The organism is Nostoc sp. PCC 7524 (assembly GCF_000316645.1).
Classification (GTDB): Bacteria; Cyanobacteriota; Cyanobacteriia; order Cyanobacteriales; family Nostocaceae; genus Trichormus.
On sequence record NC_019684.1, the window covers coordinates 2,438,416 to 2,456,876 of the forward strand.

Consider the following 18,461-nt stretch of genomic DNA (forward strand, 5'->3'; position numbering starts at 1 on the left):
CTGACGCACCCTACTAGCCATAAAACTTATTGCCAGAATATCGCCATTTGTCTCTCAATTGGGAATAAAGATACAATGCAAGCGAGGAAATACAGCTAACGCTTGCATTTTGCTGTCACTCTGCGTACCTTAGTCAATCCCGATCGCAATGGATATTTTAATTGTTGAGGATGAAACAGAAATTGCTCAATTAATCCAACATTCTTTAGAAAAAGAAGGATTTTCCTGTCGCATTAGCCGCGATGGTATTAATGCTTTACAAATGTTTCAAGAACAACCACCAGATTTAATCATCCTAGACTTGATGATTCCTGGGTTAGATGGTTTAGAAGTATGCGCGAGAATTCGGCAGAAACCAGGAACAAAAGACCCTTATATTCTCATGCTCACAGCTAAAGGGGAAGAAATAGATCGAGTGATAGGTTTATCTACTGGCGCTGATGATTACATGGTGAAACCCTTCAGCCCTAGAGAGTTGGTAGCGAGAGTGCGGGCGCTGTTGCGGCGGAGTTTGCGGCAAGGGGGACAAACTCAGGTGAATCGTACCCAACACTTTATAGTGAATGTAGATCAACGTACTGCTAGCCGCCAGATGAGTCCCCAAAATATAGAAACTTTAGACTTAACAACTCTAGAATTCAACTTATTAAGCACTTTTGTGAGCAATCCCGGTAGAGTTTGGAACCGTACCCAATTAATTGACAAACTTTGGGGAGATAACTTTTTTGGTGATGAGCGTGTAGTAGATACCCATGTGGCTCGATTACGGAAAAAAATTGAGCCTGATCCTGCTAATCCCACTTTTATTAAAACTGTGGTGGGGGTTGGTTATAAATTTGAAGACTCCTCTCTGATTTAAAAAATCAAAAATCAAAAGTAAAGATGAGTGCTATATTTCGTTTAAATTTTTCAATATGATTCCTATAGATTGGCGGTGGATGAAATCCTTACCTTTAGCATCGCGCCTGTTTTTCTCCCACTTGGTAGTGATGGTAGTGGGGTTAGTCAGTCTTGTGATTATTAGTAAAGTTTCTTCGCCGCGTTTTTTTGTGCTGCATTTGGAAAGATTAGAAAGTAGAGGATTAAATATCATTAATATCCGCACAGACTTAGTGCAAGGATTTGAAACTGCTTGGCGGCGCAGCACACTTTGGTCGGTGTTGGTGGGTACTACGGCGGCGGGAGGATTGAGTTACTGGGTGTCTCAACGCATCATGCAGCGAGTCACTGAGATGGAACAAGTTACCCAACAGTTTGCGGCTGGACATCTGGAGGCGCGATTACCTTTGTCTGATATTCCAGAACTAAATCGATTGGGTACAAGTTTTAACCGCATGGCAGATTGTTTAGAGGATGTAGAAACGCGGCGACGGGAATTAATTGGAGATATGACTCATGAACTACGGACACCGTTGACTGTGGTGCGTGGTTATTTGGAAGAATTAGCGGATGGTGCAGTTGCACCTTCATCGGAAGTTTATCGCTTGTTGGTAAAAGAAACTAGACGTTTAGAGCGTTTGGTTAATGATTTACAGGAACTATCTAAAGCAGAAGCGGGATATTTACCCATTAATATCAAGCCAGTAAATTTGTATCCTTTATTAGAATCGTTGGTAGAGAGATTTGCTGATCAGTTATTGGAAGATGGGCCAGTTCTGCATTTAGAGTTACCGATGCAATTACCACTGGTGTTAGCAGATATCGATCGCACAGAACAGGTGTTAGTTAATTTACTCGGTAATGCCGTGCGATATACTGTTACAGGCTCAATTACTCTTAGTGCTTGGACTGAAGCCTCTAAACTTTGGGTGGCAGTTATTGATACAGGAATTGGCATTGCTCCCCAGGATTTGCCTCATGTATTTGAGCGTTTTTGGCGAGCTGATCAATCACGCGATCGCCATTCTGGAGGAACGGGGATTGGTTTAACGATTACAAAGCGGTTGGTGGAGTTACAAGGTGGTGAAATCCAAGTAGAAAGCGAACTGGGAGTTGGGAGTACATTTCGCTTTTGTTTGGCTTTAGGGTAGACAAAAAATTGTCACAGCTTGGTTATGTGTGCGTCATAAGCAACTGCTAGCTTAAAAGCAGACAAGAGCTATTTGTTAGGGGCAAGAACTCAAGGAGTCTGCTGTTAAGATGTTTACCTTTGTTCTGGCTACATTTTTGGTAAGCTTACTCATTGTCACTGGTGGGGCGGCGATCGCCTACCTGTTTCCGCACAATCATTCCCAAGACTAAGAAATTTCCACATCCTCCCAAGCAAGCGTCATTTACAAACGCTTGCTTTTTTGCTGAAATCCATCCATTCCCGCCCACCGGAGGCGATCGCTTTCTTGCGTACCATGACAATTAGTTAACTGAATCGTCTGGAGATATAGCAGAAGGCAATAGGCAATAGGCAATAGGCAATAGTAAAATCCATGCCATGAATGAGTTTGAGCTTTTAGTCATGCCCTAATCGCCTTGTCTACAGCTATACATCCCCAGCAATAAATAATTTCATCTTTATAGAAAACACAAATATTTATCTTGAAATTTTACTGGTATAGATGATAAATTCTCTGAGACTCAAATCTTTTCTCAATTTACATAACAAGTCAACTATATTACATCAAATGTAGAAAACCATGACTATACTGACTCAGGTAAGTAAACCATGACACAAAAATCGCACTTTTTTAACGGTAATCTTGATAGCAAATTAAGTAAAATTACTGTTTGAAGGATTTGATAAATGCTCATAGGATTTACCTGATTGATCAATAGCATTTTTTATCAGTGTAAGTGTCTAGAAAAAACATCGAAATTGCTTTTAAATACTATCTGATTTTCTATTAATTACATTGTGTCATAAATTCATATTAGCTATTGTGGATCACATCAGAATGCTTCAGGAGTAATGGTAATGAATCAAATTCAATTAACTTTAATTATTAGTTATCTATTGATGAGTTGTTACTTTTTTAGTAACTGGCTGCGGTTTTCTATGCGTCACCCTAACTCTTCTCCAGAAGACAGGTTTTTAACTTTTATCATGTTTTTAATTACAACTATTTTCTGGCCGGTGATTGTTCCTATATCTTTGATAGAGGTATTCAAGACGCGAAAACTAGAAATAAACACTGTTATTCCAGTTCTCTTAGCAATATTTGCTTTTAGTATTTCTTACCTCATATCTGAATTTTCTGCATAGACATCACACTTCATTAGTAATCAAAAAATTTATTTTCATTAGACCCCCCTGTAGTCACCCTTGGCAAGGACGGCGCTAGCCAGGGGGTAAAATATATGACAGCTTCATCAAGAAATGGTATCGCTATTTCCTACCTTCATCATTACGCAGCGAACATTTGTTGCAAGTTTTCTGGATGTGTAGCTGCTAAATATTGATCTGCCATTTCTGGTGTTAGCAGTTCTATCATGATTCGGTTTTCTAACCAGAACTCAATGACATCAAAGAAGGAATCGCGGTTACAGCGTACAACTCTCCAACCTTCTCGGTATCCAATTTCTTCTATTTTATCCTGAGTAGTAGAGACAGAAATAGCTGCATGGGTAGCTGTATATCCAGAAACAGTAGGAGTCTCTACAAAAGTTACTTCGTTATCTCCTTCACCGGGTTTTAGCTCAGTGTTTAAGGGATAAACTTCAATACCTGTGCCATGTTCATCAAGGGGGAAAACCATATAACTACCTGGATGGGGGAAAAAGGGAACAGATTTGCCATCCAATACTTCCGCTAGCACTTGGGCAACGTGTTGGGGGTTTTCAGCAGCAATGGAAATGTGATGAATCATATATACCTCACCGCCCCATGTTTATGGGGTGAATCAATTTTTTATTTGGAGGATAAATACTCCAAAAGTGGTTTGAATACTTCTCATCAGTTGGGCGTGAATTTATGCAGACGAGGCTTAAAAAATTGATCAACAAGAAAGGCAGGAGGCAGAGGGCAGAAGGCTTTTATGTTTATCTTCTGTCTGATGCACAAGCCTTCTGGCGACCGGAAGGGAGCAAGGGTTTGAGTCCCCCACTGAAATCTTCTCTACGAGACGCTGCGCGAATGATTCAGTGGTACTTATTTGGTGGGGGTCTGAATCCCCCACCAAATTCTTTCCTTCTGCCTCCTGCCTCCTGCCTTCTGCCTTCTTTTCAAGGACTTCTAAATTCACAATTTAGTTAGTATTCTTCAAACGGGGTTGACAACAATTAATCAGTGGTTGATGAGCTATTTCCTCTAAGCCAACTGAATGGAGCAAAGTTGTCCACTTTGTTAGTAAAGTCTCATTTTTGGGATTGCTAAGGCGTAAGTCTGCCAAACTCATGAGCGCATCGTACCAAACACCATTTGCGGCGTACAGCGTCACCTTTTGTGGCAGTTCTGCTTGTTTGAGTTGTTGTGTTAATGTTGAATTTTGGTTAACCCTTTGTACCCAACCATCTGCATAATCCAGTTTCAGAGGTTGTTTTTGGTCACATTGCACCCGTACCTTCAAAAACCAGTGATACATTTTTCCTACCTGCAATGAGGCTTCATTCGGAGGTAAATGAACGCTAATAATTCCTGGTGATTCCGGTGGCGTTAGAGGAGTACGGTATAAAGTTTTACTTTTATTATTAGTTTGTTCTTGCAAAACAAACTCTATGTTGCTGATAGATGAGGCACTGTAGGGAACAAAAAAGAAAAAGTAAGGATGTTCAGCGTTTGTTAAACCCCAAACTTGAGTTATGGGAATAACCGCTTGCTTACCTTGGTTAAGAGTCTGCTGATAGGTTGGTACTAAAGCTGTTACGGTTTGATTCCCTGCGTTGCATCCACGGCTGGCAGCCCCACTTCTAGAACCTGCTGCACTTCGGTCTGGTGGTGGCGGTGGTGGGATAAATTTGACTGAGGCCAGATGATGATTAGCTGGTAGAGCCTGGAGTTGTAACGGGTAGGATATGTTACTAATGAATGCTACCCCCAAGGCTATGGTTAATTGCAGGATTTTCATAATTTGTCGTCAAGTAAAAATATATTTTTATGATTTTGGGATAGGCTTGATGACGGCTACTAAGGTGACAGCATTACCTCCTAAAGCGATCGCCGCAGGTATGAAGATAACCCAACAACTGTATAGTATTAATAATATCAGGCAGAAACCGTATAAACTCAGGAATGCTCCTCCAACTGCCAACCCTAAATAAGTGGGTTGTCGCAGATATACAGCAAGTAAACCCCCTGTGACAGCCCAACCCCAAACCCAAATCACTTCACCCCAGACATTCCAAGTCCATAATAAAGGTCGCCCATCCAAAGCCGCACTCAACAAATGACTCACCATCTGTGCTTGTAAACAAACTCCTGCGATTGCCTGTGATTTACCTTGAGAGGAAGCATAGGGAGTCAGTGAATAATCCCGAAAGCTTTCGGCTGTTGTGCCAATCAAAATTATTTTGTCTTTAACTGCATCGGCTGGTATTTTACCAGTTAATGCTTGTTGCAAGGTGATGCGGGGGGCGATCGCTTCTAAGTTAGGAAAGGAGCGATAATTGAGTAAAATTTGGTGTCCTAGAGCGTCAATACCTTGGTAGCCGCCAGTATGGGCTTCGATGGGTTGAAATTTTAGCTGACCTAGTTGCCATGCTCCATCAGGCGTAAATTGTAACTGAATACCTTCAGTATATAAATAACGTAGAGCCAACTGCACATTTAAAGCATAAGGTGCAGTACAGGGAGATGAGGGAGGGGGAGTTAAGGCCAAAAGATGACGGCGTACAACATGATCCGCATCAATGACAATATCACTAAAGCCGAGAGCATCAGGGGAAACTTCTGGCGGGGGTTTGATGCCTGGTTTGCCAGTTTGGGGGTTACTAACTTGACATACTGCCACAAAGCGATCGCTTTTTCTCATGCGTTCCGCCAACTTTGGATAAGCCGGCTGTACAGCATAATCTCGGTATATATCCAAACCTATCACCCGTGGCTGATACGCATCTAATTTTGCTAACAACTTATCCAAAGCCTCATCTGATAATGACCCCCGTCTATTGGGAGATTGGGCTTGTACATCTTCTTCCGTAATTTCAATTACCAGTATGCGAGAATCTGGTTTTTCTTGGGGACGCAGACGCAGCAGGTGGTCAAATGCCATTAACTCCCATGATTGTAGTAAACCAAAATACCGCACTCCCATTAACAATGCTGTTGTTACTATGCTAGTAAGCATGACCGCAGACAAAACTTGTCGGAGGTTGATACCTCCTCTATTTGGGGTTTTAGGTAAGGTTGTTATTTGCTGACTATTCTGGTTGACGTGTAATTCTCGCCATAATAAAGGCATTGTTGCTGGGTTTTGATAAATGACAGGCAACCAAGTAGCACAGGGAAATTGAGTTTCTAGTCCTTGCAAACGTTCCCGTGCTTCTCTAACTGCTATGTATAAAGATTCACCACTGGCAAAAGCTTCTAAAAAATATTTCAGAAATTCTTGTGCCACCCTATCAGGAACAGGTTCTCGCATGACGATGATTTGGGGTATATTTAAGTCTGCAAACTCCCTCGCCAAACCCAAACCATCACAGGAGTTAAAAATTGCCAAATGCAAACCCCGTTCTACTGCTTTCCGCAAGCCGTACTTTAATTGACTAATTGTCAAGCTTTCGGTTTGATTAATATAAATTTTCCCCGCATCACCGCTTCCATCAGTAGCACTATGTCCGGCGAAAAACAAAATCTGCCAGTCTTGTTCCCATAGCTGATCAGTCAGGTCTTTACCTGATGGCTCAACCAGGAAGGTAGTATTTGCATAAGGTAATTCTGCCAAAAGCTGACTGTCTGTTTGGATATCAATTCCCTGACTATTACCCAAAATTGCTAAAACTTTCACCTGCGATTGAGGTGGTGAGTTGCGGCTAACTTGTTCATAACTAGGCGCACTCAGAGCAATTTCGGCTTTGGGATAACGTTCTAATAAATCCCACAAATGCCAAGGGAGTTTTTGCAATCGCAGGTCATTTGTTTGTAGTAGTACGCGGATATGGTCTTCTGGTACAAGCTTTTCTAGCCATTTTTCGCGGATAGGGCGAAAAGTAGAGGATGATAGCCAGGTATTTAAGTGAAATATTAAAGTATCCGCCGCTTTTTCGCAATCTTGCAAGGAAGGGGTTTGTGTTAATTGCTTAGGAATACCGATAGGACGACCAGAAAATTTGAGTTGACAGTAAATAGACTGCCATTGATGGTAACAAAGGGGAATTTCTGTATCTGGTGGTAGTTCGCCAGTAATTTCTACAATTGGTCGGACATTTTCATCACCAATTTGCAGTGTAACAGGAAATCCCGCTTCAAAACTTCCTGTGCCTAACTTTAAAACTACTAACTTATCCAACGTCAGTACCCCAGATATGGCAATGTAACTTACTTTAGTACGAAAGGTTACACTACTATATGCAGTAAATGATTTGTCAAACACTGATGAAATCTAACAGTGCTTCACTCAAATCTTCGAGAACAGGCAAGCTTACAATAATTTGTCTGGTGTGATGGGCAGATGACGGATGCGCTTACCTGTGGCATGATAAACTGCATTAGCGATCGCAGCTGCTACGCCAACAATCGGTAATTCACCCAAGCTTTTAGTTCCCAGTGAATTTACATAAGGATCATGTTCCTCAATAAATTGCACTTCCATGCTGGGAATATCTGCATGAACGGGAATCAAGTAGTCGGAAAGGTTAGCACCAATGATTCTACCGCTATGATCATCGATGACTGTTTTCTCCATTAAAGCCATGCCAATTCCCCAGGTAATACCACCAATTACTTGACTGCGTGCTGTTTTCGTGTTAAGAATGCGTCCCGCACTGTAAACGCCTACGCAACGTCTAACTTTCACTTCGCCTAACAACTCGTCAACGGCTACTTCCACAAACACCGCACCAAAGGAATGTTTGGCATATTGTTTACTTTCTGGGTTGGGTGCGGTGGCTTCTGTCACTACTAAACTCTCTAACCCATGTCGCTGCAAAATCTCAGTGTAACTGTCTCGCCGGGATGGTTCTTGGTTTGAGAATATCTGTCCTGACTCAACGCTAATATCGGCTAATTGACACCCATAAAGCGGCGAGTTAGAGTCTGAGATTGCCATTTGTATCAGCCTTTCCCGTGCAGCAGTGGCGGCTTGATGCACAGCCGGGGAAACACTCGCTACAGTAATAGAGTTACCTGCAATGGGTGCTGTGGGAAGATTGCTATCACCTAAAGTAAAGTGTACTGGTTGGCTGGGTAAACCTAACGCCTCAGCCGCGACTTGAGTCATGACTGTGTAAGTACCTGTACCAATGTCTTGAGTCCCAGTTTCAACACTGACTTCTCCAGTGGCAAAAACTTCAACTTTGACGTTTGCAGACATGGAATTGGTGGGAAATGTCGCACTCGCCATCCCCCAACCAATTAGGAAGTTACCATCCTGCATGGCACGGGGTGTAGGGTGACGTTGTGACCAACCGAAAATCTCTGCCCCTTTTTGATAACATTGTTGGAGGGATTTACTTGACCAAGGTAAGCCTGTTTGGGGATCGATATCTGCATGATTGTGTAATCTGATGTCGATGGGATCAAGATTTAAAGCGTAGGCGAGTTCATCCATTGCTGATTCTAAGGCAAACATCCCCGGTGCTTCTCCCGGCGCACGCATAAAGGTGGGTGTACCTGTATTAGTTCGCCCTAGCCGATATTTTACTTCTAGGTTGGGACAGGCATACATCATGGTTGTAGCTGCACCTACAGGTTCTACAAAGTCCTCAAACATGGATGTTAAGGATGTACCAATGTGTTTAATGAGGGTGAGGTGTCCTTGTTTGGTTGCACCTAGAGTGAGTTCTTGGTAAGTTTGGGATCTATAACCGCAATTAGTATACATTTGCGATCGCGTTAGTACAAGTTTCACCGGACGCTGGACTTGACGCGAGGCGATCGCAGCTAGGATAGTATGAGAACGTAGTAAGGCTTTACAGCCAAAACCGCCACCTAAATATTTGGAGATGACGCGGACATTTTCTGGCGGCAGATTCAGCACCCTAGCAAGGCTTCTTTGTGTGCCGGAAATGCCTTGAGTGGTTTCATATACTGTTAAATTATCCCCATCCCAGATGGCAATGGTGGCAGATGTTTCTAAAGGATTGTGATGTTCCATTGGTGTGGTGTACACCTGTTCAATCAAGATATCTGCCTGTGCTTTGCCAGCATTAATATCGCCTCTGGTAATCTTGCCGGGCATAATGCCAAAAAAGATAGATTCTGGCTCAAATACCTCTGGTAATGCTTGCGCCATTGTCACTGTCGGCGGTGCTGCTTCGTAGGTGATGTTTACCAGGGATGCGGCGTATTCGGCTTGTTCTAAGGTTTCGGCGACTATAATTCCCAAGGGTTGGCCATTGTAGTAAATACTATCATCTTTTTCTGGTGTATTTGTTGGGGCGGAAAAGAAAGGGATGTTGATTAAGTTGGGGGTTTGATGATAGGTGATGATGTCTAATACACCAGGGGCGTTTAAGGCTGGAGTGGTGTCTATGCTGATAACTTTACCTTTGGCAATTGTGCTTTGCAATATTGCTCCATAGGTGATTTTTTTGATGGGTACATCGGCTGTGTATTGGGCTTTTCCTGTTACTTTTAAGTCGCCGTCTACGCGGTTTAGGGGTTTACCGATGATTTTCATGTTTTCGCTGGGTGATTAAGATAATTTTTTGTTTCGCGCAAAGGCGCAGAGCCGCAAAGGTTTAAAGAATGGTAAGTTTAATTGTTGTTGAGTGCGCGAAGTAAAATGCGTTTTACTAATTCAATTTTGAACTGATTGTGTTGTTGGGGTTTGGCTGTTTTGGTTGCTAGTTCTGCGGCGGTGGTGAATGTATTTTGATTTAGTGGTTTACTTTGCAAAAATTTTTCTACTTCCCACAACCGCCAGGGTTTTGTAGCTACTCCACCCAAGGCTATTTTTGCAGTTTTAATTGTGTTATCTTCTATATCTACAGCAATGGCTACAGATACTAAGGCAAATTCATATGCTGCTCTATCTCTGACTTTTAAATAATTTGATTTTCTAATACACTCCTCATTTGGTAGTTCTACAGCAACAATTAGTTCTCCAGGTTGTAATAGTGTTTCTTTATGGGGTGTGTCTCCTGGTAAAAGATAAAAGTCATGAATGGAAATGCGGCGTTCTTGTTCTATTCCTTGAATACAAATAACTGCATCTAATGCTGTTAAAGCCACTGCTAAATCGGAGGGATGAACGGCAATACAATGTTCGCTTGTACCCAAAATGGCGTGCATCCGGTTGTAACCATTAATGGCAGAACAACCTATACCTGGGGTGCGTTTATTGCAAGGAAAAGCCGCATCCCGATAATAGGGACAGCGCACTTTTTGCAGTAAGTTACCGCCAACTGTCGCCATGTTTCTGAGTTGGGGTGATGCGCTTTGGTTGATTGCTTGGCTAATGACTGGATAGTGTTTTTGAATATGTGGATGCAATGCTACATCAATCAGCCGACACACTGCACCAATCCTCACTCCTGTGGCAGAAATTTCAATATTATTTAAGGGTAAACTGTTAATATCAATTAATGTTTGGGCTGTCTGTACTTTATCCTTGATCAAGCCTAATAAATCTGTGCCACCAGCTATCAATGTTGCATTTTTATCTTGTGTTAATATAGTATTCACTTGTTCTTGTGTTCTCACTTTTGCATAACTAAATGACTGCATTTTTTGTATCCTTTACTACTTCTTGAATTGCAGCAACAATGTTAGGGTAAGCTCCACATCGGCAAAGATTACCACTCATCTTTTCGCGAATTTCTGCTTCTGATTGAGGTGTTTGTTCGGCTATCATCCCTACGGCTGAGACGATTTGACCAGATGTACAATAACCACATTGAAAGGCATCATGTTTAATAAAAGCTGTTTGCATGAGGTGGAGTTCAGCATCTTTAGCTAATCCCTCTATGGTAGTAATTTCGCTGTCTGTGTGCATGATTGCCAAGGTCATACAAGCGTTAATTCTACGTCCATTTAGCAACACAGTACAAGCGCCACATTCGCCGCGATCGCACGCTTTTTTAGTCCCCATTAAACCCAATTCTTCGCGCAGTGCATCTAGCAAAGTTACGCGAGGTTCTATTTTTAATAAGTAGGAGACATCATTAACTAGCAATGATATCTCTACTGCCTCTGGGCTGAATATTTTTAATTCTTCGTTGCTAGTTTTATTACTCATGATAGATGAATTTCCTTTGTTGAAAATTTATTAGATTACTAAATAATTATCTTCATTATCTCTCTTTTGAATCTGAATTTTTACGGTATTTTTAAATAAAGTTCCAAATATAGGATTTAGAAAAAAAATGCCAACAAAAGATATAAATCCCCACTTATTGATACAAAAAGTTGCAATTATCGGTGCTGGGCCTGGTGGTTTAGCGGCGGCGATCGCCCTTGCCAATCTGGGTTTAGATGTGCAAGTATACGAAAAAGCTCAAGACTTGCGTCCGGCTGGAACTGGTTTAGGACTAGCCCCCAATGGCTTGAATTGTTTAGAAGCCATATCACCAGGAATTATTGCCGCCCTCACAAAGTCTGGTTGTCTGGTTCATCAGACGGTTGTCAAAAGCATGACGGGAGAAACTATCAGAATTCACCCCACCACCTTCTTAGAGAAATACGGACAGCCATTATTAACTGTTTGGTGGTGGCGATTACAGCAAACCTTAGCATCAAGATTGCCATCAGAAATTATTCACCTCAATCATCGCTGTCTTGGCTTTGCACAAGATGAACAAGGTGTAGAAATCTATTTTGAAAATGGCAAAACAGTATACGCAGACTTATTAATTGGTGCTGATGGGGTACACTCCGCCGTCAGAGAAACTTTATTTGGCGAGGGTAAACCGAATTATGTCGGTAGTATGTGTTGGCGTTCCGTTCTGGAATATCACCATGAACTATTTAATGCCTATGACTTAGTATTTATCCAAGGCAATCAACAATTTATGTTTCTACTGAACGTGGGAGGAGGATACACCAGTTGGATTATGCGTAAATTCATGCCAGACTATACTCTTTCCCCAAGTCCAGAGGAAGTTAAGGTTCGCACTCTCCAGGAATTAACAGGCTGGGATGAATCCTTCCGCGCCGTGGTAGAAGCCACACCACCCACACAAATTTGGGAAGGGCCGATATGCGATCGCCCCCCTTTAACCCACTGGAGTCAAGGTAGAGTTACACTGTTAGGTGATGCCGCACACCCAATGGCCCCAGCAATGGCGCAGGGTGCAAATAGCACCTTTGAAGATGTCTGCGAACTACAAACCTGCTTATCCCAAGCCGCAAGTTTGACAGAGGCTATAACCAACTATGAACAAAGTCGCATCCAGCGTACCAGCCTGATTCAAACCCGTAGCGCCATAGGCGAGATGCGCTACTACGATATTGATGCTGTTAAACAAACACAAGAACAAGCAGCACCAAGTCAAGATAGTTTCCCAGATTGGCTTTATAGGTATAAGCCACCTGCAATATGATCAAGTTCAGTAAATTCCTTATCTAGTAGACGTTGTAACCATAAGCACAGATCCTTAAGAGGGTACTTGCACCCGTTGAGCTAAATCTGCCCCCAGTCGGGTAAAGTGGCTTGGATTCAGAGTAAGTAATATATCAACCTCGGCTTTGAGAGCAGCTTGGGCAATTAGTGCATCAAAAATTCCACCCCCTGGGAGATTAAGTGTAACCATAGAAGCGATCGCTTGTTGGTAATCATCAGCAGTGAGGGGAATTGCTGTAAAAAAATGCAGGTTCTCATTGATTAAGCGTTGGGCGATCGCTGGAGAGATTGGCGGTCTTACAGGTAGGCGAGTCAGAACAGAATAAAGTTCAGCAAAGGTGTGCGTTGAGAAACATCCGTCCATTTTCTTTTCTTGTGCCTGTTGCAACCACGGTAGACAAACATAATGCCGAGGATGACTAACTTCAAACGCTGCTACTAATACAGATGTGTCAAACAGGACTTTCATAATCTGCAATTAGGTCACTGAGTCTTTCTTGCCGCATTTGGTCAACAGAGGTTTCCAGGTTCCCAATTGGGGTAGATTGAATAACTAAGGCCGTTCCAACTCGATATAAATGGGGTTCAGTAGTTAGTAAATTTTCGATTGCGGCTTGCACAAAAGCTTGAGCCGTCATACCTTTCGCGGCGGCTTGAGCTATCAAACGAGCTTCTATTTCTGGAGTTAATTCAAGGGTGATTGCCATAGAATCATCCAATTTCGTTCATTATCTAAATTATAAAGGCTTTGTTGGGTTTTGCGGTTGCTCCACCCAACCTAATATTCGAGTTAACTTGCAGCTAATCTACCCCAGCTTACGTAAGGTAACTTAGCCGCCGTTGCCCGAATTTGCTCACTATTCGCCACTAACTGACCGCAAGCATCCCAAGCGCCGGAAACAAAGGCGGTTCTAGTTCCTTCACTCATGGTAACTGGGGCGGTAAAGTCACCAACTTGCACCTGCAAAGTTTCCAAATTCACTGTGACAGGAGCTTGGGGATTAGCTGCAACTAATTCTTGCAGTTGTTTCACTGTCACCGCGTCAGCTGTCAAACAAGGTACACCAATTGCTACACAATTGCCAAAGAAAATTTCTGCAAAGCTTTCACCAATCAGGGCTTGAATACCCCATTTAGATATTGCTTGAGGTGCGTGTTCCCGTGATGAACCACAGCCAAAGTTACGGTTAACGATTAATATATTTGAGCCTTGATATTGGGGTTGATCAAAGGGATGTTGACCATTTAAGGCAGTGCGATCGTCTATAAACGCCGCTTCACCCAAGCCATCAAAGGTAACAGCTTTCAAAAACCTCGCGGGAATGATGCGGTCTGTATCAATATCATTACCCACTAAAGGTATACCACGTCCAGAAACTTGTTTAACTTCACTTATCATCTGTTTAAGGGAGTAGGGAGTAGGGAGTAGGGAGTAGGGAGTAGGGATTGGGGATTGGGGATTGGGGACTGGGGATTGGGGATTGGGGATTGGGGATTGGGAAGACTCTCCCTTGTCTGCCTCATCTCCCACCCTACGGGTAGGCTTACGCCATCGTAAGAGAAGCAAGCTACATCTCCCTCATCTCCCTCATCCCCTCTGCTCCCCTGCTCCCCTACACCCCTTCCTCTTACAGCAATTCCCGCACGTCGGCGACTTCACCTTTAATCGCCGCAGTCGCTACCATTGCGGGACTCATCAGTAATGTCCGCCCGGAGGCTGAACCTTGTCTGCCTTTAAAGTTGCGGTTAGAGGAGGAGGCACTTATTTGTCTACCTTCCAACTTATCGGGGTTCATTGCCAAACACATGGAACAACCGGGTTCGCGCCACTCAAAGCCGGCTGCTTGGAAGATTTTGTCTAATCCTTCTGCCTCTGCTGCTTGTTTGACTCGTTCTGAACCGGGGACAACAAAAGCTTTAATTCCCTCCGCTACACGGCGACCTTTGGCGATTTTGGCGGCTTCTCTCAGGTCGCTAATTCTGCCGTTGGTGCAGCTACCAATGAAGCAGACATCAATTTTAGTTCCTTTAATTGGTTGACCGGGATATAAATCCATGTAGCGGTAAGCTTCTTCGGCTACAAAGCGGTCTTCTTCTGCTAATTCTTCTGGTTTGGGTATCAACTGATTTATACCAATACCTTGTCCGGGGGTAATTCCCCAAGTCACTGTGGGGGGAATATCCGCCGCGTTGAAGACTACAACATCATCATATTCGGCATCAGCATCACTCTTGATGGATTCCCACCAAGCCACAGCCTTATCCCAGTCTGCACCTTGGGGGGCAAAGTCTCTACTTTTAAGGTAATCATAGGTGACTTGATCAGGATTCACATAACCGCATCTGGCACCACCTTCAATGGCCATATTGCAGACTGTCATTCTCTCTTCCATGTTCATCTGCTCAAAGGTAGTACCTGCGTATTCGTAGGCGTAACCTACACCACCTTTCACACCGAGGGTACGAATGATATGTAAAATCACATCTTTGGCGTAAACACCAGGGTTAAGCTTGCCGTTAACTTCAATGCGGCGGACTTTGAGTTTAGATAATGACAGGGTTTGGGAAGCGAGAACATCCCGCACTTGGCTGGTTCCAATACCAAAAGCGATCGCACCAAATGCCCCATGACTAGAAGTGTGACTATCTCCACAGGCGATAGTCATTCCTGGCTGGGTGAGTCCCAATTCTGGGGCGATGACGTGGACTATCCCTTGGTTGCCAGAGCCAATATTATAGAAAGTGATGCCATTTTCCTGACAGTTGGTTTCCAGTGCCTGGATCATTTCTTCAGCCATGCGATCGCTAAAGGGACGCGCCTGATTATCCGTAGGTACAATGTGATCGACAGTGGCGACAGTCCGCCCTGGAAACAAAACCTTTAGACCTCTCTCCCGTAACATTGCAAAGGCCTGGGGACTGGTAACTTCATGAATTAGGTGTAGCCCAATAAATAGTTGTGTCAGCCCTGAAGGAAGTGTACCAACAGTATGTAAGTCCCAAACTTTATCAAACAGGGTTCCTTTGCTCATAGGTCAATCGTTAGGTAACGAGTCAGAGCTTTTATAGTATCAAAAAAAGTTCAGCTTTTTCTTTTTGGCATGGAGAGGTTGAGGAGGCGATCGCTATCAACTAATATAGGAATCCGGTTTGATTACTGTTCGTGTAACGTGGCGTAGCCAAATGATTTGCGTAGGTAGGCAATAGGCACTCTTGCAATAGGCAATAGGAAAGAAGGGAAGTAGGGGTGTACTGAGTTTTTATGCGCTAGCGCAGGCTACGCCAACAAAAATCAAATATGAGTCCCATAGCACAGGTACATTCTTAAAACTGTGCCTCTGTGGTAACAAATGATTAATTTAACCACAGAGACACAGAGAGAATGCGATCGCTTCCCTTGAGATAATTATTTGACACCACCCCAAGTGATGCAATTGTTACCGAAGAAGTGAGAACGGGAGATTGCAGGTAGAAAACGTCAGTTAGTCGGAAATTTAGCTCAAGGGGAGCCATTTGTGCATTAGCTGACAAGCTACCACAACAGTTATCTCTCTAGTGTTAGGATTTAAATTTTCCACCAGAGATATCATCTACTCTATCTCACCTATAGCTTTGTTGAGTTCGGTGGGAGTTTCATATTCCTCATCTTCTGGTAATTTCTCCAATAATGAAATTACGTTGCGATCTGCTCCCTGCTGTTGAGCGTGGTCAATCAACTCTTGTTTATTAGCAGGATAATCTACACCTTTTAAGTGTTTCTGGATTTGAACTGGGTTTGCTTTAGCCATTTTTGCCACCGCTAGAGGTTACTAATCATCTTCACTGGCTAATTTGTTATGTCCCTCTGTCAAAAAGGTGAATCACTGTTCATTTATCAGAATTTAAAAGTCACTCGCTTGGTTGATGAAATATTTTACTATCTGTTACTTTCGTTATTTAGCACTATTAAAATATTTTATTTATTATGATTTTTTAGATAAAATAAAAATAATTAGATTTATAGTGGTTTAAAAAATAACTTTTGCCTTCAAATAGCTTAGGCGTTTCTAGGTGATATATTACCTGATAAACTTGATTTTTAGTATTAGTAAAGGTTGGTGAGCTAGAACAATCAAATATTCAGTGAACATGATTACAAAAATAGTAAGATAAAATTGATCCAACCAAAAATCTGAAAGCCATGTCTCCTCTAGATATAGATGCACTAGAAGCAGGACGTGTGTATAAATCTACAGGTGCAATTCCTGTGAATATGCTGCGCTCAACAGTTTATCGTGCTTGGGAACGATCGCACCTGCAAGGAGCTAACCCCCGCGCTTTACAAGCAGAAATATTATCCAGCCTGGAGACAGAGCGTTTAGTAGAGCAACATAGTGATTTAATTGATGCAGTTCGTCCCTATTTCCGCATCCTCTCCCAAGCAGTAGGTAATCAGCGTCATGCAGTGATGTTAGGCGATCGCCAAGGTATTTTACTAGATGCGATCGGTGATGAGCAGACTATAAATGGCCCAGAACCTTTTCCTAAACCTGGTTCTTTGTTGTCGGAAGCTGTAGCCGGTGCTAATGGTATCGGTACAACCCTAGCAGAAGCAGATTATGTAGAAATTATCGCCGCAGAGCATTTTATCGAAGGGTTTCATCCTTTTACCTGTCAAGGAATTCCCATCCGCAATGAAAAACAAGAAATCGTTGGTGTGTTGAGTATATCGTCACGTCAACCAGATGCAGGAAAACGACTAAAAGAGATATTACTGTGCGCGTCTCGTGCCGTGGAAGCCGAATTTATCATTGCTAACTTAGAAAAAGATATACATCGTGTCCTCACATCCAATCCTGAAGATTATCAACGACTAGACGAACTACGTCAGGATCTCATCCAAGCCAATCAAGCCGGACGTTTAAAACTAGAGGTTAGCTCTCGAATGTTAGCCGCAAACCGCATAGAACACGCCAAAAAATTACTGCAACAAGCTGAACAATCAATTCAAATCTTTCGTCGTCGTGCTGATATTTGGCATACTTTGGCATCATTGGAAACAGGTACAGCCAAACCTCTGTCACTCACTGGTATTATCGAAGACATAGTTGATCTCCTATCGACGGAGGCTGCAATTCGTAAAATTGAGGTTATAACTGAGTGGCAAGAACCAATTACAGTCTTTACCGAACCTAGAAGTCTTTTACGCCATTTATTACGTTATTTTATACAATCTTTTGAAATTGCAGGTGAAGGGGGAATAGTAAAAGTAGCAGTGTATAGTATGCTGAATTCCGATCTGGTGCAAGTTAGTTTTACATCCATTCCGGGATTAAATACTTATCCATTAGCACCAAAACCATACATGATTTATTTAACAAAAACCAACATTAATAATGAGCAATCAAAATTTAACTATACGGAGAGTATTGATAGCAGACGATGACGATGATAGTCGAATTATGCTGTCTTTTTTACTAGAAGAAGAGGGTTGGCAGGTCGAGGAAGCGAGTAACGGCAAGGAAGCTCTAGAAAAAGTAATTGAGGAGCAACCAGATTTAGTAATTTTAGATAATCGAATGCCGGAATTAACAGGAGTAGAAGTTTATCAACAATTAAAATCTCAAGGTATTGAGATGCCAATTGTATTGACAACCGCACATGGTTATCTAGAGGAACTAGCTTTAAACTTTGGTATTCCTTATTTTGTCTCTAAACCATACGATATTCCCAAGTTACTGCAAACTATAGAGTCTGCCTATAGAGAATATCGACACTAACGGTTATCCAGTTGACTCAAATATGCGGCTCATGGCTCGGCTCGGTGGTGTTCTTGTTTAGCATCCCTAAACACCTTAAAATGATCAGGGTATGTTGAAATTTGTAATCAAT

The 18,461-nt window shown here is 42.5% G+C and carries 17 protein-coding genes; 5 read left to right on the plus strand and 12 right to left on the minus strand.

All coding sequences use genetic code 11. The features are described 5' to 3' along the window. Nucleotides 1–148 precede the first annotated feature (148 nt). Together NOS7524_RS09655 and NOS7524_RS09660 are read left to right on the plus strand one after the other, a co-directional pair. Complete coding sequence (locus NOS7524_RS09655) at nt 149–859, plus strand: response regulator transcription factor (protein ID WP_015138293.1); 711 nt, start codon at nt 149–151, stop codon at nt 857–859. A gap of 55 nt (nt 860–914) precedes the next feature. After that, nucleotides 915–2,030: a sensor histidine kinase gene (locus NOS7524_RS09660; RefSeq protein WP_015138294.1), complete on the plus strand. Its 1,116-nt coding sequence runs from the start codon at nt 915–917 to the stop codon at nt 2,028–2,030. 145 nt (nt 2,031–2,175) lie between these two features. Here NOS7524_RS09660 and NOS7524_RS29930 read toward each other — a convergent pair whose 3' ends face one another. From NOS7524_RS29930 to NOS7524_RS09700, 7 genes are all read right to left on the minus strand, one after another. After that, a complete protein-coding gene (locus NOS7524_RS29930) occupies nt 2,176–2,352 on the minus strand; it encodes a hypothetical protein (RefSeq protein ID WP_171815362.1) in 177 nt (58 codons plus the stop codon). 986 nt (nt 2,353–3,338) lie between these two features. Further along, complete coding sequence (locus NOS7524_RS09670; RefSeq protein WP_015138296.1) at nt 3,339–3,800, minus strand: hypothetical protein; 462 nt, start codon at nt 3,798–3,800, stop codon at nt 3,339–3,341. Between the two features lie 378 nt (nt 3,801–4,178). Beyond that, entirely contained in the window at nt 4,179–4,997 is an 819-nt protein-coding gene (locus NOS7524_RS09680; protein ID WP_015138297.1) for a DUF928 domain-containing protein, read from the minus strand. Between the two features lie 27 nt (nt 4,998–5,024). Then, entirely contained in the window at nt 5,025–7,376 is a 2,352-nt protein-coding gene (locus NOS7524_RS09685; protein ID WP_041555661.1) for a CHASE2 domain-containing protein, read from the minus strand. A gap of 132 nt (nt 7,377–7,508) precedes the next feature. Beyond that, entirely contained in the window at nt 7,509–9,707 is a 2,199-nt protein-coding gene (locus NOS7524_RS09690) for a xanthine dehydrogenase family protein molybdopterin-binding subunit (RefSeq protein ID WP_015138299.1), read from the minus strand. A 77-nt stretch (nt 9,708–9,784) separates the two neighbouring features. Beyond that, entirely contained in the window at nt 9,785–10,756 is a 972-nt protein-coding gene (locus NOS7524_RS09695) for an FAD binding domain-containing protein (protein ID WP_015138300.1), read from the minus strand. Beyond that, on the minus strand, nt 10,743–11,267 hold the full coding sequence (locus tag NOS7524_RS09700; RefSeq protein WP_015138301.1) for a (2Fe-2S)-binding protein: 525 nt from the start codon (nt 11,265–11,267) through the stop codon (nt 10,743–10,745). The genes NOS7524_RS09695 and NOS7524_RS09700 overlap by 14 nt, the downstream gene beginning before the upstream one ends. Nucleotides 11,268–11,394: 127 nt before the next feature. On the opposite strand from NOS7524_RS09700, the gene NOS7524_RS09705 reads away from it, so the two are divergent. Beyond that, nucleotides 11,395–12,570 (plus strand): FAD-dependent oxidoreductase, encoded by a 1,176-nt coding sequence (locus tag NOS7524_RS09705; RefSeq protein WP_015138302.1) that lies wholly within the window; start codon nt 11,395–11,397, stop codon nt 12,568–12,570. Between the two features lie 54 nt (nt 12,571–12,624). Here NOS7524_RS09705 and NOS7524_RS09710 read toward each other — a convergent pair whose 3' ends face one another. From NOS7524_RS09710 to NOS7524_RS09730, 5 genes are all read right to left on the minus strand, one after another. After that, complete coding sequence (locus tag NOS7524_RS09710) at nt 12,625–13,059, minus strand: type II toxin-antitoxin system VapC family toxin (RefSeq protein ID WP_015138303.1); 435 nt, start codon at nt 13,057–13,059, stop codon at nt 12,625–12,627. Continuing rightward, nucleotides 13,043–13,297 (minus strand): hypothetical protein, encoded by a 255-nt coding sequence (locus NOS7524_RS09715; RefSeq protein WP_015138304.1) that lies wholly within the window; start codon nt 13,295–13,297, stop codon nt 13,043–13,045. The genes NOS7524_RS09710 and NOS7524_RS09715 overlap by 17 nt, the downstream gene beginning before the upstream one ends. An 83-nt stretch (nt 13,298–13,380) precedes the next feature. Beyond that, on the minus strand, nt 13,381–13,989 hold the full coding sequence (leuD, locus tag NOS7524_RS09720) for a 3-isopropylmalate dehydratase small subunit (protein WP_015138305.1): 609 nt from the start codon (nt 13,987–13,989) through the stop codon (nt 13,381–13,383). 229 nt (nt 13,990–14,218) lie between these two features. Beyond that, nucleotides 14,219–15,622, minus strand: coding sequence for a 3-isopropylmalate dehydratase large subunit (gene leuC, locus NOS7524_RS09725; protein ID WP_015138306.1), 1,404 nt, complete (start codon nt 15,620–15,622; stop codon nt 14,219–14,221). Nucleotides 15,623–16,180: 558 nt separating this feature from the next. Next, entirely contained in the window at nt 16,181–16,378 is a 198-nt protein-coding gene (locus NOS7524_RS09730) for a DUF2795 domain-containing protein (protein ID WP_015138307.1), read from the minus strand. A gap of 392 nt (nt 16,379–16,770) precedes the next feature. Here NOS7524_RS09730 and NOS7524_RS09735 point away from each other — a divergent pair, with 392 nt between their 5' ends. Continuing rightward, a complete protein-coding gene (locus NOS7524_RS09735; RefSeq protein WP_015138308.1) occupies nt 16,771–18,015 on the plus strand; it encodes a GAF domain-containing protein in 1,245 nt (414 codons plus the stop codon). Next, entirely contained in the window at nt 17,966–18,349 is a 384-nt protein-coding gene (locus tag NOS7524_RS09740) for a response regulator (RefSeq protein ID WP_015138309.1), read from the plus strand. Before NOS7524_RS09735 ends, NOS7524_RS09740 begins: the two co-directional genes overlap by 50 nt. The last annotated feature ends 112 nt before the right edge of the window (nt 18,350–18,461 follow it).

What these genes read in the sequence shown, in the direction of transcription:
- NOS7524_RS09730 (WP_015138307.1), bottom strand. Translation starts at nt 16,378, where the DNA reads ATGGCTAAAGCAAACCCAGTTCAAATCCAGAAACACTTAAAAGGTGTA.
- NOS7524_RS09715 (WP_015138304.1), bottom strand. Translation starts at nt 13,297, where the DNA reads ATGGCAATCACCCTTGAATTAACTCCAGAAATAGAAGCTCGTTTGATA.
- NOS7524_RS09705 (WP_015138302.1), top strand. Translation starts at nt 11,395, where the DNA reads ATGCCAACAAAAGATATAAATCCCCACTTATTGATACAAAAAGTTGCA.
- NOS7524_RS09655 (WP_015138293.1), top strand. Translation starts at nt 149, where the DNA reads ATGGATATTTTAATTGTTGAGGATGAAACAGAAATTGCTCAATTAATC.
- NOS7524_RS09670 (WP_015138296.1), bottom strand. Translation starts at nt 3,800, where the DNA reads ATGATTCATCACATTTCCATTGCTGCTGAAAACCCCCAACACGTTGCC.
- NOS7524_RS09680 (WP_015138297.1), bottom strand. Translation starts at nt 4,997, where the DNA reads ATGAAAATCCTGCAATTAACCATAGCCTTGGGGGTAGCATTCATTAGT.
- NOS7524_RS09660 (WP_015138294.1), top strand. Translation starts at nt 915, where the DNA reads ATGATTCCTATAGATTGGCGGTGGATGAAATCCTTACCTTTAGCATCG.
- NOS7524_RS09690 (WP_015138299.1), bottom strand. Translation starts at nt 9,707, where the DNA reads ATGAAAATCATCGGTAAACCCCTAAACCGCGTAGACGGCGACTTAAAA.
- NOS7524_RS09700 (WP_015138301.1), bottom strand. Translation starts at nt 11,267, where the DNA reads ATGAGTAATAAAACTAGCAACGAAGAATTAAAAATATTCAGCCCAGAG.
- NOS7524_RS09740 (WP_015138309.1), top strand. Translation starts at nt 17,966, where the DNA reads ATGAGCAATCAAAATTTAACTATACGGAGAGTATTGATAGCAGACGAT.
- leuD (WP_015138305.1), bottom strand. Translation starts at nt 13,989, where the DNA reads ATGATAAGTGAAGTTAAACAAGTTTCTGGACGTGGTATACCTTTAGTG.
- NOS7524_RS09695 (WP_015138300.1), bottom strand. Translation starts at nt 10,756, where the DNA reads ATGCAGTCATTTAGTTATGCAAAAGTGAGAACACAAGAACAAGTGAAT.
- NOS7524_RS09710 (WP_015138303.1), bottom strand. Translation starts at nt 13,059, where the DNA reads ATGAAAGTCCTGTTTGACACATCTGTATTAGTAGCAGCGTTTGAAGTT.
- NOS7524_RS09735 (WP_015138308.1), top strand. Translation starts at nt 16,771, where the DNA reads ATGTCTCCTCTAGATATAGATGCACTAGAAGCAGGACGTGTGTATAAA.
- leuC (WP_015138306.1), bottom strand. Translation starts at nt 15,622, where the DNA reads ATGAGCAAAGGAACCCTGTTTGATAAAGTTTGGGACTTACATACTGTT.